The organism is Kitasatospora sp. NPDC033851 (genome assembly GCF_055576085.1).
In genome coordinates this window covers 96,977-112,202 of record NZ_JBVIRL010000003.1, presented here as the reverse complement: position 1 = coordinate 112,202, position 15,226 = coordinate 96,977, and the positions used below count along the sequence as shown (strand labels likewise).

General features: G+C 74.1%; 12 protein-coding genes, 1 tRNA gene and 1 riboswitch. Of the genes, 9 read left to right on the top strand and 4 right to left on the bottom strand.

The window, feature by feature from the left end:
* Window positions 1-31 precede the first annotated feature (31 nt).
* The 3 genes from ACZ51D_RS07285 to ACZ51D_RS07275 form a co-directional block, all read right to left on the bottom strand.
* Complete coding sequence (locus ACZ51D_RS07285) at window positions 32-451, bottom strand: ATP-binding protein (protein ID WP_465622291.1); 420 nt, start codon at window positions 449-451, stop codon at window positions 32-34.
* 430 nt (window positions 452-881) lie between these two features.
* Window positions 882-1,706, bottom strand: coding sequence for a glycerophosphodiester phosphodiesterase family protein (locus tag ACZ51D_RS07280; protein ID WP_360496547.1), 825 nt, complete (start codon window positions 1,704-1,706; stop codon window positions 882-884).
* A 120-nt stretch (window positions 1,707-1,826) separates the two neighbouring features.
* Window positions 1,827-3,263, bottom strand: a complete 1,437-nt coding sequence (locus tag ACZ51D_RS07275) for a purine-cytosine permease family protein (protein WP_465661499.1) — start codon at window positions 3,261-3,263, stop codon at window positions 1,827-1,829.
* Window positions 3,256-3,402: riboswitch (TPP riboswitch) on the bottom strand. (Overlaps the previous gene by 8 nt.)
* 210 nt (window positions 3,403-3,612) lie before the next feature.
* On the opposite strand from ACZ51D_RS07275, the gene ACZ51D_RS07270 reads away from it, so the two are divergent.
* From ACZ51D_RS07270 to ACZ51D_RS07240, 7 genes are all read left to right on the top strand, one after another.
* A complete protein-coding gene (locus tag ACZ51D_RS07270) occupies window positions 3,613-5,523 on the top strand; it encodes a S1C family serine protease (RefSeq protein ID WP_465661497.1) in 1,911 nt (636 codons plus the stop codon).
* Between the two features lie 77 nt (window positions 5,524-5,600).
* Window positions 5,601-5,688, top strand: a tRNA-Ser gene (locus ACZ51D_RS07265).
* 131 nt (window positions 5,689-5,819) lie between these two features.
* The gene (locus ACZ51D_RS07260; RefSeq protein WP_465622295.1) at window positions 5,820-6,647 is read left to right on the top strand and encodes a MerR family transcriptional regulator; all 828 of its coding nucleotides are present in this window, start codon (window positions 5,820-5,822) and stop codon (window positions 6,645-6,647) included.
* Window positions 6,648-6,693: 46 nt separating this feature from the next.
* Window positions 6,694-7,938, top strand: a complete 1,245-nt coding sequence (locus ACZ51D_RS07255) for an MFS transporter (RefSeq protein ID WP_465661495.1) — start codon at window positions 6,694-6,696, stop codon at window positions 7,936-7,938.
* Between the two features lie 256 nt (window positions 7,939-8,194).
* Window positions 8,195-9,559, top strand: coding sequence for an FAD-binding oxidoreductase (locus tag ACZ51D_RS07250; RefSeq protein ID WP_465661493.1), 1,365 nt, complete (start codon window positions 8,195-8,197; stop codon window positions 9,557-9,559).
* A 484-nt stretch (window positions 9,560-10,043) separates the two neighbouring features.
* Window positions 10,044-10,373: a hypothetical protein gene (locus ACZ51D_RS07245; RefSeq protein ID WP_465661491.1), complete on the top strand. Its 330-nt coding sequence runs from the start codon at window positions 10,044-10,046 to the stop codon at window positions 10,371-10,373.
* Window positions 10,374-10,843: 470 nt separating this feature from the next.
* On the top strand, window positions 10,844-11,638 hold the full coding sequence (locus ACZ51D_RS07240) for a pyridoxine/pyridoxamine 5'-phosphate oxidase (RefSeq protein ID WP_465661490.1): 795 nt from the start codon (window positions 10,844-10,846) through the stop codon (window positions 11,636-11,638).
* A gap of 60 nt (window positions 11,639-11,698) precedes the next feature.
* Here the strand turns inward: ACZ51D_RS07240 and ACZ51D_RS07235 are convergent, their stop codons facing one another.
* Window positions 11,699-12,766 (bottom strand): EamA family transporter, encoded by a 1,068-nt coding sequence (locus tag ACZ51D_RS07235; protein WP_360496523.1) that lies wholly within the window; start codon window positions 12,764-12,766, stop codon window positions 11,699-11,701.
* Between the two features lie 152 nt (window positions 12,767-12,918).
* Here ACZ51D_RS07235 and ACZ51D_RS07230 point away from each other — a divergent pair, with 152 nt between their 5' ends.
* Together ACZ51D_RS07230 and ACZ51D_RS07225 are read left to right on the top strand one after the other, a co-directional pair.
* Window positions 12,919-13,791, top strand: a complete 873-nt coding sequence (locus ACZ51D_RS07230) for a DUF1906 domain-containing protein (RefSeq protein WP_465661488.1) — start codon at window positions 12,919-12,921, stop codon at window positions 13,789-13,791.
* A gap of 46 nt (window positions 13,792-13,837) precedes the next feature.
* Window positions 13,838-15,100, top strand: coding sequence for a hypothetical protein (locus ACZ51D_RS07225; protein ID WP_465661486.1), 1,263 nt, complete (start codon window positions 13,838-13,840; stop codon window positions 15,098-15,100).
* Window positions 15,101-15,226: the final 126 nt, after the last annotated feature.

Here is a 15,226-nt window from a genome sequence, read left to right as displayed (position 1 = left end):
GGGCGGGCAGACGGGGCGGGCGTACGGGGCTCTACGCGCTACGGGCGTCGCCTCCGGTGCGCCGGGCGTGCCGGGCGCGGGCGGGCAGCGCCGCCCAGACCGTCACCTCGCCGGGCGCGTCGCGCACGCCCCAGTCGCCGGCCAGCTGGTCGACGATGCTCAGGCCGCGGCCACCGCGCGAGGTCAGCGAGGGACGGGCGGGCAGCGGCCGGGTGGCCGCGCCGCCGTCGGTGACCTCCAGCGTCAGCATGCCGTCCGCGTGCAGCTGCCAGCGGACCAGCACACCGCCGTCCGGCTCGTCCGTGCCTTCGCGGTGCTCCGGGCCGCCGGGCGCGGGATGCGTCCCGGACGGGACGCCGACCAGCACCTGCCCGAGCACCTCGGCTCGCGCGCCGCGACCGAGCGCCGGCAGCGGGCCGAGCGGACGGGCGTACCGGCACGCATTGCTCAACAGTTCGGAAAGGATCAGAACAGCATCATCGATGACCGGTTCCGGTATCTTCCGGTCACCCAGATCTCGACGCAGTCGGCGCCGTGCGACCCCGACACTCGCTGGGCCGTGCGGCACTGCCATGGTCGATGAAGTCGGCACTTCACGCGCCACCATCAACGCCACCCCCGGACCTCCTTCAGCGTATGCCGAGGGAGAGATGCCCCTTGGTAATGCGTCGGAAACGAGCACCAGGCGATCCCGCGAGCCCATTTCGAGCGTGGCGACCGAGGGTCGACATGAGGTCATTCCATGCTCACCCTCTGTCGTCCGAGGGCAAGAATTTCCGGCAATATCGTGCGAGGAAGGTTTGACTGCCGACCAGAGTGATCAGTGCGCACCGGTACGGCCGTCGGTGCGGCCGTCGGTACGTCGGCGGATCACCGTCCGGTCACCGGCCGAGCTGCGCCAGCACCTCGGCGGGCCGGTTGGTGATGATCGCGGAAACGCCGAGTTCCAGGCAGAGTTCGACGTCGGCCGGTTCGTCCACCGTCCACACGTGCACCTCGTGCCCCAGCTCCCGCAGCCGGGTCACCAGCTGCGGACGGGCCCGCACCAGCTCGATGCCCGGCCCGGCGATCCGCGCCCCGCCCGGCAGCGGCGCACCCTCGCGCAGCTTGCCGAGCAGCGGCAGCGTCCGCTCGAACAGGAACACCCGCCGGTACTCCGGCGCGGCGGCGGCCACCCGGTTCAGCGCGATCGACGAGAAGCTCATGATCCGGGCGGACGGGCGGTCGCCCTCCCGGGCCGCGCCGATCTTGAACCGCTCCAGCATCCGCAGCAGCTCGGCCTCCACCAGGCCGCGGAAGCGCACCGGGTGCTTGGTCTCGATCGCCAGGTCCACCGGGCGGCCGCAGTCCACTACCAGCTCCAGCAGACGCTCCAGCGGCAGCACGCCGCGCAGCTCCGGGTCGGTGCTGGGGCGGCCGGTCTTCCAGGCCCCGAAGTCGTACGACTGCAGCTCGGCGAGCGTCATCGCCGAGACGGTGCCGCGGCCGTTGGACACCCGGCCGATCCGCCGGTCGTGCACGCAGACCAGGTGGCCGTCGGCCGTCACCCGGACGTCGCACTCCACCGCGTCCGCGCCCTCGTCGAGCGCGCGCCGGTAGGCCGCGAGGGTGTGTTCGGGCAGGGCGTGGGAGGAACCGCGGTGGGCGATCACCTGGACGGACGGCGCGGTGCGCGCCTCCGGCGAGGACAGGTCTGGGCTGGTCACAGGGCCAACGATAGGCGGCGGAGGTAACGCGGAGGCGAAGACGGCCCCAACCTGTGGGGCCGTCTCCGGGTGCCGGGTGCCGGGTGCTGGGTTCGGGTACCCGGCGCCCGGCGCCCGGCGTCAGCGCGCGGCGCGGCGGGAGAGCGGGGTGAGCGCCCAGGTGGCCAGGGCCGGCACCAGGAAGGCGAACAGCGAGGCCGACGTCCACTCCTGCGGGGTGAAGTGCAGGGCCTCCTGGGCGGCGGTCCAGAAGTTCGTCCACCAGTCGGCGACCTTGGTCGGCGCGATGAACTGGTAGACGGCGAAGCCCAGCACCCACGGCAGCAGCATCGTCCAGCGGGCGGGCGCGTCCTCGGAGAGGTTCCAGCCGCGGCGCCCGGCGCCGAGGAAGAAGTCCACCGCCAGCACCGCCAGCAGCGGCACGAACACCGAGCCGATCAGGCCGAGGAAGCTGTAGTAGGTGTCGGTGAACTGGTCGATCTGCAGCGCCAGCACGGTGGTCAGCACGCCGATCACGCCGCTCAGCACCCGGCGGTCCACCCGCGGCAGCAGGTTCTGCACCGACATCGCGGTCGAGTACACGTTGGCGAACGACTGGTCCGTCTCGCGCAGCACCAGCACCAGCAGGAACAGCCAGCCGGCCCAGACGCCGAGGAAGGAGTCGAAGAGCTTGTTCGGGTCGCCACCGGACTGCAGCAGCGCCATCAGGCCGAGCACGTAGCACCAGACCTGGGCGATCGTGTAGCCGGAGAAGCTGCCCCAGAACGCCGAGCGCGGGGTGCGCGAGTGCCGGGTGTAGTCGGCGGCCAGCGGGACGAAGGAGATCGACACCGCGATCATCGCGTCGGTCGCGCCCAGGAAGCCGTGCCAGTTGCCGGCGCCCGGGTCCGGCACGCCCTGGCGGCCCAGCTGGACCGTGAAGTACACCATCGCGACGGCGACCGCCCCGGCCACGAAGCGGCGCAGCACCGCGATCGAGCCCAGCGGCCAGATGGTCAGCGCGGTCGTCAGGGCGCCCGCGAGCAGCACGAACAGCCAGCGGTAGCCGGTGGTGTGGGCGACGGTCTGGGCGCCCGCCGAGATCGTCAGCAGCTCGAACACGCCCCAGCCGACGCACTGCACGATGTTCAGCACCGTCGGCAGGTACGACAGCCGGGTGCCGAACAGCCCGCGCAGGTTCGCCATCGCGGGGGCGCCGGTCCGGGCGCCGATCAGCGCGGCCACGCCGAGCATCGCGGTGCCGACCGCCGTACCGACCACGATCGCGGTCACCGCGGCGGCCAGCGACAGCTCGCTGCCGGGGGCGCCGAGCACGGTGGCGGCGGTCGAGAAGCCGATCAGGCTGACGCCCAGGTTCATCCAGAGCGCGAAGTGGTCCCGGAAGCGCAGCGTGCGCGGCGGCTCGGTGTCCAGGACCAGCGGCGCCTCGACGCGCTCGGAACGGTCCCGCACGGCGGTCGCCGTGGTGGCCGCAGCGGTGGTCGCCGCAGCGGTGGACTCGGGGAAATCCTTGGACGCGGCAGCGTCCGAAGAAGAGGATGACGAAGCAGACGGCATGGCCGATACTCCCTACGCCGGCATTACCCGGACAGGTTCCGGCGGTCAGCGCCCCCTCGACCGTCCGCCTCGCTCGCGTGGCGTACGGTCGACATGCGCACTCTCAGCCTGGTCGGTCCAAGCTCCCGCGTGTCAGTTTGGAGCGACAGGCTAACCGGCACAGGGGTGAACACCCAAGGCCAGGGCGTGCGCGGTCCGCATCGCGGGACGCCCGGCGGGGAGGGGGGAGCCCTCGGCCGTCGGCACCGGCTAAGGATTCTTATGAGTTCTTCAGAGGGGTCCTTACGGCAATCGAATCGACAGTGCGAAAAACTATGGTCCTTGGTTCTGCCAGCTATGGAGGTCGTCCGTGAGCACCGAGCGCGAGGTTGGGCCCACCGGGCCGCAGGGGGAGCAGCCCGCCGGCCAGGGGGCGGCTGAGTCCGCTTCCGAAGGCCCCGCTCAGGGCGGGCACCAGTCGACCATGGCCTTCCGCCGGGTCCCCGAGCCGGAGGCGGCCACCGGCGAGGCCGTCCCCGCCGAGGCCGCCCCGGCGGACGCGGCGCCGGCGGACGGCGGGCACAAGCCGACCATGGCGTTCCGTCGGGTGCCCGAACCCGAGGCGGCCACCGGCGAGGCCGGCACGGCCGAGACCGTCCCGGCCGAGGGCGGGCACAAGCCCACCGTCGCCTTCACCAAGGTCCCCGCGCCGGAGGCACCGGCGGCCGCGCCCGAGGCAGCCGCCCCGCCGGTGGCGCCCGCCGCGCCGGTCGCCGAGGAGCACGCCGTCGACCCGGCCACCGGGTACATCGACGCGCCGCCGCCGGTCCTGCCGCCCGCCGCGCCCGTGGCCCCGGCGGCAGCGCCCGTGGCCCCGGCGCTGCCGCCGGCCGCCAACCCGTACGCCACCCCGACCCACGGCGTCCCCGCCGCCGGTGCGCACGACGCGTACGGCGCCGCCGCAGCCGCCCCCGGTACCCCGGCCGCCCACGGCACGCCCGCCGCGCACGGCCACCACCCGTTCGGTGCGGGCCAGCCGCTCGGCGGCTGGGGCCCGACCCACGACGCCACCTCCGGCGGCGCGGGCTACCCCGGCGGCCCGGCGGGCCCGCTCGGCTACCCGGCCGACTACCCCGGCGGCCCGGACGGCGGCGGCCCGCGCAAGAAGCGCGGCGCACTGGTCGCCCTGATCGCTGCCGTCGCACTGGTCGCCGGTGTGGCCGGCGGCGCGCTCGGCGTGACCGTGGCCGACCGCAACGACAGCAGCAGCTCCGCGGACGACCACCGCAGCACCACCGTCCAGGCCAGCGACACCCAGAAGAACGAGCCCTCCCCCGGCTCCATCGCCGCCATCGCGCAGAAGGCGCTGCCCAGCGTCGTCACCATCAAGGCGCAGGGCAACGGCGAGTCCGGCACCGGCACCGGCTTCGTCTTCGACACCGAGGGCCACATCCTCACCAACAACCACGTGGTCGCGCCGACCCTCAACGGCGGCAAGCTGACCGTCAAGTTCGCCGACGGCACCTCGTACAACGCCTCGGTGCTGGGCCACGCCGAGGGCTACGACGTCGCCGTGGTCAAGATCGACAACCCGCCGAAGAGCAAGCTGGCCCCGCTGCCGCTGGCCGACTCCGACAAGGTCAACGTCGGCGACGCCACCGTCGCGATCGGCGCGCCGTACGGCCTGGAGTCCACCGTCACCAGCGGCATCATCAGCGCCAAGGACCGCCCGGTCGCCTCCGGCGACGACACCGGCTCGCAGGCCTCGTACATGAACGCCCTGCAGACCGACGCCTCGATCAACCCCGGCAACTCCGGCGGCCCGCTGCTCGACTCCGGCGGCGCCGTGGTCGGCATCAACTCGGCGATCCAGTCCAACGCCTCCGCCAACGGCCGGGCCGGCAGCATCGGCCTGGGCTTCGCCATCCCGATCAACCAGGCCAAGTGGGTCGCGGACACCCTGATCAAGACCGGCAAGCCGGTCTACGCCAAGCTCGACGTGCTGCGCAACGACGACTACAAGGGCGACGGCGCGCAGATCCAGACCAAGGACATCCAGGGCCAGCCCGCCGTCACCCCCGGCGGCGCCGCCGACAAGGCCGGCCTCAAGCCGGGCGACGTCATCACCAAGCTCGGCGGCGTGCCGATCGAGAACGGCCCCGCCCTGGTCAGCCGGATCTGGACGCACAAGCCCGGCGAGACCGTCGACGTCGAGTACACCCGCAACGGCCAGACCCTCACCACCAAGGTCACCCTCGGCCAGCGCGACGGCGACCAGTGACCGCCGCCCGCTGACCCGCGACGCCGCGAAACCGTGTGCGCCGAACCCCGCGGGACCCGTTAGGCTGACCTCCGCCTGGAGAGCTGCCCGAGCGGCCTAAGGGAACAGTCTTGAAAACTGTCGTGGCGTGACCCGTCACCGTGGGTTCGAATCCCACGCTCTCCGCTGGTTAGGAGAACCACCTGCTCAGGGCGGGTGCCGACATCAAGTCGGCACCCGCTCTCGGTGTTTCCGGGGAGCGGTCCGGCGGTCGGGGTTGACCCTGACACCGTGGGAGGCGATGGGGTGGACGCATCATGTTGAACATCGGAGACTTCGCCAGCCACGGCCGGGTGTCGGTGCGGATGCTGCGCCACTACGACGCGATCGGCCTGCTGCGGCCCGCCCGGGTGGACCCGGTCAGCGGCTACCGCTCGTACGAGGCGGCCCAACTCGCCCGGCTCAACCGGGTGATCGCGCTCAAGGAGCTCGGCTTCACGCTGCAGCAGGTGCGGGCCGTCCTGGACGACGAGGTGGACGCCGCCGAACTGCGCGGGATGCTGCGGCTGCGGCGGGCCCAACTCGCCGAGGCGATCGCGGCGGACGAGCTGCGGCTGGCCCGGGTGGAGGCGAGGCTCCGGACGATCGAGAGTGAGGGGACCATGTCCACGCACGATGTCGTGGTGAAGCCGGTGCCGTCCGTCCGGGTGGCCCAACTGGCCGGTGTGGCCGCGAGTTACGAGCCCGAGGACATCACGCCGGTGATCGGCCCGCTGTTCGACGAGCTGTGCCGACGGCTGGCCGCGGCCGGGATCGAGGCGACCGGCCCGTCCGTCGCCCGGTACGAGGACGCGCCGGAGGGTGACGGCTCGGTGCTGATCCTGGTCGCCGTCCCGGTCGGGCCGTCGGTGCGGCCGGGCGCGCACGACTTCGAGGTGCTCGACCTGCCGCCGATCGGGGAGGCGGCGACCATCGTGCACCGCGGCTCGATGGACGCAGTGCTCGGCACCGTCCAGGAACTGGCCCGCTTCATCGAGGAGAACGGCTACCGCTCGGCCGGGTACGCCCGGGAGCTGTACCTGGAGTGCCCGGACGACCAGGCCGGGTGGGTCACCGAGCTCCAGGAGCCGGTGGTCCGCCGGTAGACCGCGCTTGCCCTCGACCGGGTCGAGGGTCCTAGCGTCGCCCGGCATGACCACCGCCACCGCCCCCGCTGCCGGTACCGCCGCTGCCACCGCCACCGCCACTGCCGCGCGGGCGCCGCTGCCCGTGCCGTACCTGCTCTGGCTGGCCGGGACCCAGGCCGGACGGCTGGGCGACGCCGCGCTCTACTTCGCCCTCGGCTGGGCCGCCACCGCGCACGGCGGCGGGGCGGCCGGCCTCGTCCTGACCGCGATCACCGTGCCGCGGACGGCACTGGTCCTGCTGGGCGGTGCGGTCGCGGACCGGTTCGGCGCCCGCCGCGTGATGCTCGCCGGGGACACGGTGATGCTGGTCGCGACCGCCGCCATCGCGCTCGTCGCGGGCAGCCGGGGCACGCCGCTGTGGCTGCTGGTCGCGGGGGCGGCCGTGATCGGAACCGTCGACGCCTTCTACCTCCCGGCGAGCGGGTCGATGCCCGGCCGGCTGGTGCCGGACGAGCGGCTGCCCCGGGCACTCGCGCTGCGCCAGGCCGGTGGGCAGAGCGCCGTCCTGCTCGGGGCGCCGCTGGGCGGCCTGCTGGTCGCTGTCGGCGGGTTGCCCGGTGCGGCGGTGGCGGACGCGGTGAGCTTCGGGGTCGTCCTGCTGGTCCTGCTGTGGGTCCGGCCCCGGGAGGAGACGCCGGCCGCCGCGCCGGCCGGCCTGCTGCGCGAGGCGGCGTCCGGCGTCCGGCTCGCCCTGCGCGACCCGCTGCTGCGGGCCGCGCTGCTGCTCACCGGCGCGGCCGCCGGGGCACTGCTGCCGGTGGTGTCGCTCCTCGGCCCGCTGCTCGCCAGGGCGCACGGCTGGACGGCGGGAACGGCTGGCCTGGTGACCGGCGGACAGGCGGCCGGGGTGCTCACCGTGGCCGGCCTGGTCGCCTGGCGGGGCGCGCTCGCCCGGGCGGGTGTCGGGGCGGCGGCCGGGCTCTGCACGGCGTCGGCGGGGATCGCGCTGCTGGCGCTCGCCGCGGGGCCGGTGGCGGCGTTGGCGGGCAGCGCGGTGGCGGGCGTCGGCTCGGGGCTCTTCGCCTGCCATCTCGGACCGCTGGTGCTGACCGGCGCACCGCCCTCCCATCTCTCCCGTGTACAGGCCCTGTTGACGCTCGTGCAGAGCGTGTCCCTGGTGCTGTCGAACGCCCTGCTGGGCCTGCTCGCGGATGCGGCGGGCGCCGCTCTGCCCACCCTCCTCTGCGCCCTCGCCACCGCCACCGCCGGCCTCACCGCCCTGGCCACCCCCACCCTCCGCCGGGCCTGACCCGCAGCGGGAGCCCTGCCCACCCGCCCCGCGACGCCCACACGCCCGGGCCCTCGCCGATTCCTCGCCCCCGTCGGGCGCCCTCCGCACCCTGTCCGGGGCCCACTCGCCCCACACGGCCCCTGAACTCCGCCCCTTCCGCTCGCCGCCGCCGGGCGGCCTCCCCGCCCGTCCCGGGGCCCACTTGCCCCGCCACCGGCACGCGGGCAGAGTGCGGAGGTGGAGGCTGGTCGGGCGGCGAGCGGAGGCGGCGGCGATGGGTGATCTGACGGGCCGACTGGCGCAGGGCCTCCCGGCCGGGGCCGTGGTGGTGGACCCCGATGTGACCGCCGCGTACAGCCGCGACATGGCGGGGTTCTGTGCGGCCGGCGTCCCTGCCGTGGTGGTGTTCCCGGAGACGGTCGAGCAGGTGCGGCACGTGATGCGCACCGCGACCGAGTTGCGGGTGCCCGTGGTGCCGCAGGGCGCCCGGACCGGGCTGTCGGGTGCGGCGAACGCGGTGGATGGCTGTGTCGTGCTGTCGCTGGTGAAGCTGAACCGGATCCTGGAGATCGACCCGGTGAACCGGATCGCGGTGGTCGAGCCCGGCGTGGTGAACGCCGAACTCTCGCGGGCCGCAGAGGAGTTGGGTCTGTCGTACCCGCCGGACCCGTCCAGCTGGGAGTCCTGCACGATCGGCGGCAACATCGGGACCGGTGCGGGCGGTCTCTGCTGCGTGAAGTACGGCGTCACCAGTGAGTACGTGCTCGGCCTGGACGTGGTGCTGGCGGACGGGCGGCTGTTGTCCACCGGTCGCCGGACGGCCAAGGGCGTGGCCGGGTACGACCTGACCCGGCTGTTCGTCGGTTCGGAGGGGACGCTCGGCGTGGTGGTCCGGGCCGTACTGGCGCTGCGGCCCGCGCCGGCCCCACAGCTGGCGCTGGCGGCGGAGTTCCCGAGCGCGGACGCGGCCGGTGCGGCGGTCTGCGAGGTGATGGCGCGGGGCCTGACTCCGTCGCTGATGGAGCTGATGGACGCGGTCTCCGTGCGGGCCGTGAACGAGTTGGGGCGGATGGGGCTGCCCGAGTCGACCCAGGCGCTGCTGCTGGTGGCGTTCGACGGACCGGACCGGGTGGGCGAGCTGGCACGGGTCGCGCGGTTGTGCCGGGAGGCCGGGGCGACCGAGGTGGTGCCGGCCGAGGACGAGGCGGAGTCCGATCTGTTGCTGGCGGCCCGGCGGCTGGCGCTGCCCGCGATGGACCGCTTGGGCACGACGATGATCGACGATGTGGCGGTGCCGCGTTCCCGGCTGGCCGAGATGCTGAACGGGGTCGCGGCGATCGCCGAGCGGCACGGGCTGACCATCGGGGTGGTCAGTCATGCCGGGGACGGCAACACCCACCCGATCGTGATCTTCGACGCCGCGGACGAGGGGCAGGCCGCACGGGCCCAGCGTTCCTTCGACGAGATCATGGCGCTCGGGCTGGAGCTGGGTGGCACGATCACCGGGGAGCACGGGGTGGGGCTGCTCAAGCGGGACTGGCTGGCCCGCGAGCTGGGCCCGGTGGCGCTGGACCTGCACCGGCAGCTGAAGGCGGTCTTCGACCCGCTGGGAATCCTGAACCCGGGCAAGATGGTCTGATTTTCGACGGCGCCCGTCGGCAGCTTTCCCGCGCCCGCGACGGCGCCCGCGCCCGCGACGGCGCCGGTCCCTACGCCGTTTCAGTGTGACTTTCCGATGGTCTGCGAATGGCTGAAAAGTCGACATGGAAGGGTGATCGAACTTTTTCGGGGGCGCGTTCGCGACCCGTCTGCGCCGGGGTGGTGCGCTCGGTGGTTCGCAGGGCGTCGAAGCGCCGCTCCAGATCGCTCTCGAACCAGCGGCCGTCCGGGCGAAGGGCCAGCTCATTGGCGGTGTGTCGGCGCGCCGTCCGGTTCTCAGGTCGTTATGCGCGGCCTGGATGGATATCACGCGAACGGGCGAAATCCTCCCGTCGAGCTAGTGCTTTGTCGATTTGTTGCGGAAGTCTGTCTTCCGGCGTCGCAGCCCGCAGGTGTTCGTCTGGCCGGCGAACCCCGCACACCATGCTCGACATTGCACTCTGAACAGATTTCTGGAGGCTTACATGGCTCGCATGCACACCCGACGGGGGGCCGGACTCCTGCTCGCCGGTCCGCTCGCGGCCGGTCTGCTGCTGGCGGGTGCCGGTGTTGCCGCCGCCGACAACGGCGCGGGCGCCGCGGCCGGCTCCAACGCCGGAGTGGTGTCCAACGTCGGCACCGGCAACGTGTTCGGCGGGGTCGACGGCAACTACGTCTCCACGCAGCAGACGGCCACCGGCTCCGGCGCCTCGAACCAGAACAACACCCTCGCGGCGAAGGACAACGCGGGCGCCATCCTGGCCGGACAGGGCAACAAGAACGTCAACGTCATCTTCGCCCCGATCGTCCCCTGACCGTACGGCCGCACCGAGTCCCATCGAGTACCACCGAGGGCGGGGGCGCCGGAGGTGGGTGGCCGCGGGTGAGCTGATCGCTCGCGGACGGGCTCGGACCGGACCGGTTCGGGAAAGCGGAACGGAACACCGGAACCACCGGAACAAGCAAACAGAGGAAACCGCGCATCACCAAGGGAACAGCGCATGACCGGCCAGCGGAAAGGGTCACCGCGAAACCGGCTTCGTGGGCGGTGCCGCCATCGGCACCGCCCACGAGTGCGTCCGGCGCCGTTCCCCGCTGCCCCGCTGCCCCTGCTGCCACCGCCGTCCCCGCCGACCGGCCGCGATCCCTCCACCGAGGGCCCGCGCCCGGGTCCGTCGGCCCACGGCGGTACGGTTGCGCTCCGACAGCACACCGCGCGCCAGGGCTTGAAAGGGACGGCCCGGGCCGGGGTGGCGACCGCGGCAATCGGAAGGAAGGGCTCGCGATGGCGGCGGAGGAGGAGGGCCTGAGCGGCCCGGACGAGGCGAGGCACGCATCGGAGCCGGAGCCGGGGGCGGGGGCACGCCCGGAGCCGTCCGCCGAGTCGGCCTGCGCGCGCCGGCCCGAGCCCAGGTCCGTCCCCGAGTTGCTGCTCGGTCGCCCGCCGATGGCCCGCCCGCTGCCGTCCTTCGACCACGAGGCCGCCTCCGCCGCGCCCGGCCCGCTGTTCGTGGAATGGCTCGCCACCGCCCTGGACGCCGGGGTGCTGGACCCGCAGGCGTTCACCCTCTCCACCGTCGACGCGGACGGCATGCCGGACGCCCGGGTGCTGGTGCTGCGCGACGTCGACGCGGCCGGCACCGGCTGGAACTTCTCCGCCGCCGCCGACAGCCCCAAGGGCCGTCAGCTCGCCGACCACCCGGCCGCCGCGCTGACCGTCTACTGGCCGCAGCTGGGCCGCCAGGTGCGGGTGCGCGGCACCGTCGAGCGGGCCGCCGACCTGGTCGCCGCCGCCGAGTTCGCGACCCGCTCGCCCGCCGCCCGGGCCTCCTCGCTGGTCGGTCGGCAGAGCGAGCCGCTGGCTTCGCTGGTCGAGTACGACGAGGCGGTGGGCGTCGCCCGGCGCCGGCTGGAGGCGCACCCGGACGTCGTTCCGCCCGGGCACGCCGTCTACACCCTGTGGGCGCACGAGGTGGAGTTCTGGCAGGGCGACTCCCAGCGCCGGCACGTCCGGCTGCGCTACACCCGCACCGGCCCGGTCAGCTCCCCGGACTGGTCGCGCACCCTGCTCTGGCCGTAGGACGTTCGGACCCCGCTCCGGCCGCCGGGCGCCCGAACGCCCGGGTCGGCGAGGGCCGGGTCAGCGACGGCCGGTCAGCGTGGCGCCCACGCTGGCCGCCACCACGCAGCCGATTCCGGCCAGCTGCGGCGCGCCCAGCAGTTGGCCCAGCACCACCAGGCCGACCAGCGCGCTGACCGCCGGCTCGAGGCTGACCAGCACGCTGAACACCCGCTGCGGCATCCGGCGCAGCGCGGTCATCTCCAGCGCGTACGGGATCACCGGCAGCAGCAGCGATACCCCGGCCACCGAGGCGAGCAGCAGCAGCGGCGAGGCGCCGGGTGCGGTCAGCCCGTGCCAGGCCTCGCCGAGCCCGAGCGGCGCCAGCGTCAGCGCGCCGACCGTCATCGACACCGCCAGCCCCTGGAACCCCTGGAAGGCCGCGCCGACCTTGTCGGTGAACAGGATGTACGCGGCGTAGCAGGCGGCTGCCCCGAAGGCGTACAGCAGGCCGACCGGGTCGAGCGAGCCGCCGCCGTCGCCCTCGCCGAGCAGGGTCAGCAGCACCACGCCGGCGGCCGCGAGCAGGGCCCAGAGCAGGTGGCTGGCGCGCCGGGCGAAGACCAGGGCGACCGCGAGCGGGCCGAGGAACTCGATGGTCGCGGCGGTGCCCATCGGCAGCCGGTCGATCGCCCCGGCGAACAGGCAGGTCATCCCGGCCGAGGCCATGCCGAGCAGGGCGGCCGCGCCGAGGTCGCGCGGGCGCTTGTCGCGCAGCTTCGGGCGGGTGACGGCGAGCAGGATGACGGCGGCGAAGCCGAGCCGCAGGAAGGTCGTGCCGCTGACCCCGAGCGGGCCGAAGAGCGGCTTGGACAGCGCGATGCCGGTCTGCACCAGGAACATCGCGGTCAGACAGAGAAGCGGCGCCGGGATCCGCTCCGGGCGCCGCAGGACCTTGCCGAACCGGCCACTGGATCGGCCGGGGTGGACCTCGGGTGGCGCCGCGGAGCCGGACGCCCCACCTCGTCGCCAGCTGCCCCGCTCGCCGGCAGGCTCGCCCTTGGGGGCGGGCGGCATGGCAAGGGCCTCGGCGACGGCGACGGCCGACGTCGAGGCGGTGGGGGTTTCGCTGGTATGGGAGGTGGGCATATCGGCGAGTTTGCCGTAAGGAGTGATGAACGGGCAAGCTCGTTACAAAAATCGGGACGGATGCGGATGGGTGCGCCCGAAAGGGTGGACCCGCGAGCGGGTGGCGGCGTGGCTGCCGCATTCATCCGATGGTCCGTCAGTACCAAGGCAGGGTGCGCTATCTCCGGCCCGCGGCCCTCCTCGCCGCCTCCCTCGTGCTCCTGCTGGCCACCGACGGGACGGGCGTGAGTGCCGAAGCCGTCGCCCCGGCCGCCGTCGCCGTCCCCCGCATCCGGGCCGCGACCCTCCCCGACAAGGGCGTCCCGCCACGGTTCCGCGAGAGCTGGAGCGGCCCCGCCTTCGACGTCTGCACCGCACCCCCGGTCGACACCCTGCGGACCTGGCGCACCGCCTCCCCGTACGGGGTGGTCGGCATCTACAGCAGCGGCTCCCAGCGCGGCTGCGGCCAGCCCCGGCTCACCGCCGATTGGGTGCGCCAGGTGCGCGCGATGGGCTGGCGCTTCCTGCCGGTGCACGTCGGGCTGCAGGCGCCGTGCGCCGACCCGAGTCGCAAGCCCAAGCGGATCGACCCGGCGAAGGCCACGCAGCAGGGCCAGGACGAGGCGGGCGAGGCCGTCCGCGCGCTGCGCTCGCTGGGGTTCGGCGCGGGCAGCCCGGTCTACCTGGACATCGAGGCCTACCCGATGCGCGACCCGGCCTGCGGACAGGCCGTGGTCGACTTCACCCTCGGCTGGACCCAGGCCCTGCACTCCGCCGGCTACCGCTCCGGCTTCTACTCCAGCCTCGACTCCGGGGTCGCCGACCTGGTCGCCGCCGCCCGGGCCGGCAGCTCCCCGCTGCCCGACGCCCTCTGGTACGCCCGCTGGGACGACCACGCCGACACGGCAGGCTCCGGCGCCGTCGACCCCGGGCTGTGGAGCCTCCACCAGCGCGTTCACCAGTACCGCGGCAACGTCGCCGAGACCTACGGCGGCGTCACCCTCACCATCGACCGCAACGAGGTGGACGGTCCGACCGCCGGCTGAGACCCCCGCCGGTAGGGTGGCCCCCGATCCGGCACAGGGGGGCGCAATGGCGAACGACCACGGACACGGCGGCGCGAACCGGCGCGACGGCGCGGCGGGTCACGGCACCGCCGGCGGCTACGGCGCGGTGCCGCCGCAGAACCCGTACGGGCAGCCGGCGCCGTACGGACAGAACCCGTACGCCCAGCCCGTCCCGCCGCAGTCGTACCCGCCTCAGTCGTACCCGCCTCAGCCGTACGCCCCGCAGCCACCGGCTGTTGCCCAACCGCCTTACCCCGCGCCACAGTTCGGATCGGCGCCACAGTTCGACGCCGCCCCGCAGCCCGGCGGCTTCCCCGGCCCGGTGCCGCGCCGCAACCGTCTCGGCGTGCTGATCCAGTTCGTGCTGCAGTGGATCTACGCCCCGCTCTGGATCGTCGGTCTGGTGCTGCTCTTCGCCGTCCTGATCCTCGCGGACTACAACGGGGGCGGCCCCAGCTCCGACGGCTGGCTGAGGGTCAATCGCAGCTTCCTCCCGCCGCGTCGCGTGCGGGCCGAGCTCACCGGCCGTCCGGAGCACTGGGAGCGCTACGTCACCCCGCTCCTGGCGCGCCGGATCGCCGCCGCCGAGGCCAACCACGCGGCCGGCGGCGGCGAGGTGCAGGCCGACCTCGGCCGGGAGGTGTCGGTCCGGCTGGCCGTGCGCCTCTACCGGGGCCTCGGCGCGGACGGCGTGGTCCGGCTGGCCGAGCGGTACGGCTGGCGCGGGGTGCCGTCCGGTACCGACGTCGAGCAGGTCCGGCTGGTCCGCGGCTTCCCCGCCCCGACCGGCCTGAACGCCCCGTCCCCGCAGGACCCGCCCGCCGCCCCCGGCACCCCGTGGGGCCCGCAGCCGACCCGCTCCGCGCTGCTGCTGCCGTTCGTCTTCCTGTTCCAGATCGTCTACGTCCCGGTGTACGGCCTGGCCACCTTCTGGATGAACCGCCCCGAGCCCGACTACTGGGAGCGCTGGGGCGCCCGCTGGACGGTCGGCCCGCGCGCCTTCCGGGCCGAGTTCACCGACAGCCCCGCCGCCTGGGACCGCCACATCCGCCGCATCCTCGAACGCGACACCAAGCGGGAACTCGGCCGCACCGCCGACAGCTACCGCCGGGTCACCGCCCCCGACGGCACCTTCCTCCGCCGCGTCCAGCTCCACCGCGCCACCTACCGCGGGGCCGGCGCCCACCAGGCCCTGCGCATCGCCGCCGAGGACGGCTGGACCCTGGATCCCGCCTACACCCCCGACCCCGCGAACTCCCTGCGCCTCTGCCGCCGCGAACAGCACTGACCCTCCGTCCGACGGGGGTGGGTGGCCGCGACTTCGTGACCCTCGCAACGGGGCCGGAATGCTGACATCGGGTGCTGCGGGCGGCAAAATCGGGCATGTCCGCGCGCATTACCGCCCGGTAGGTGC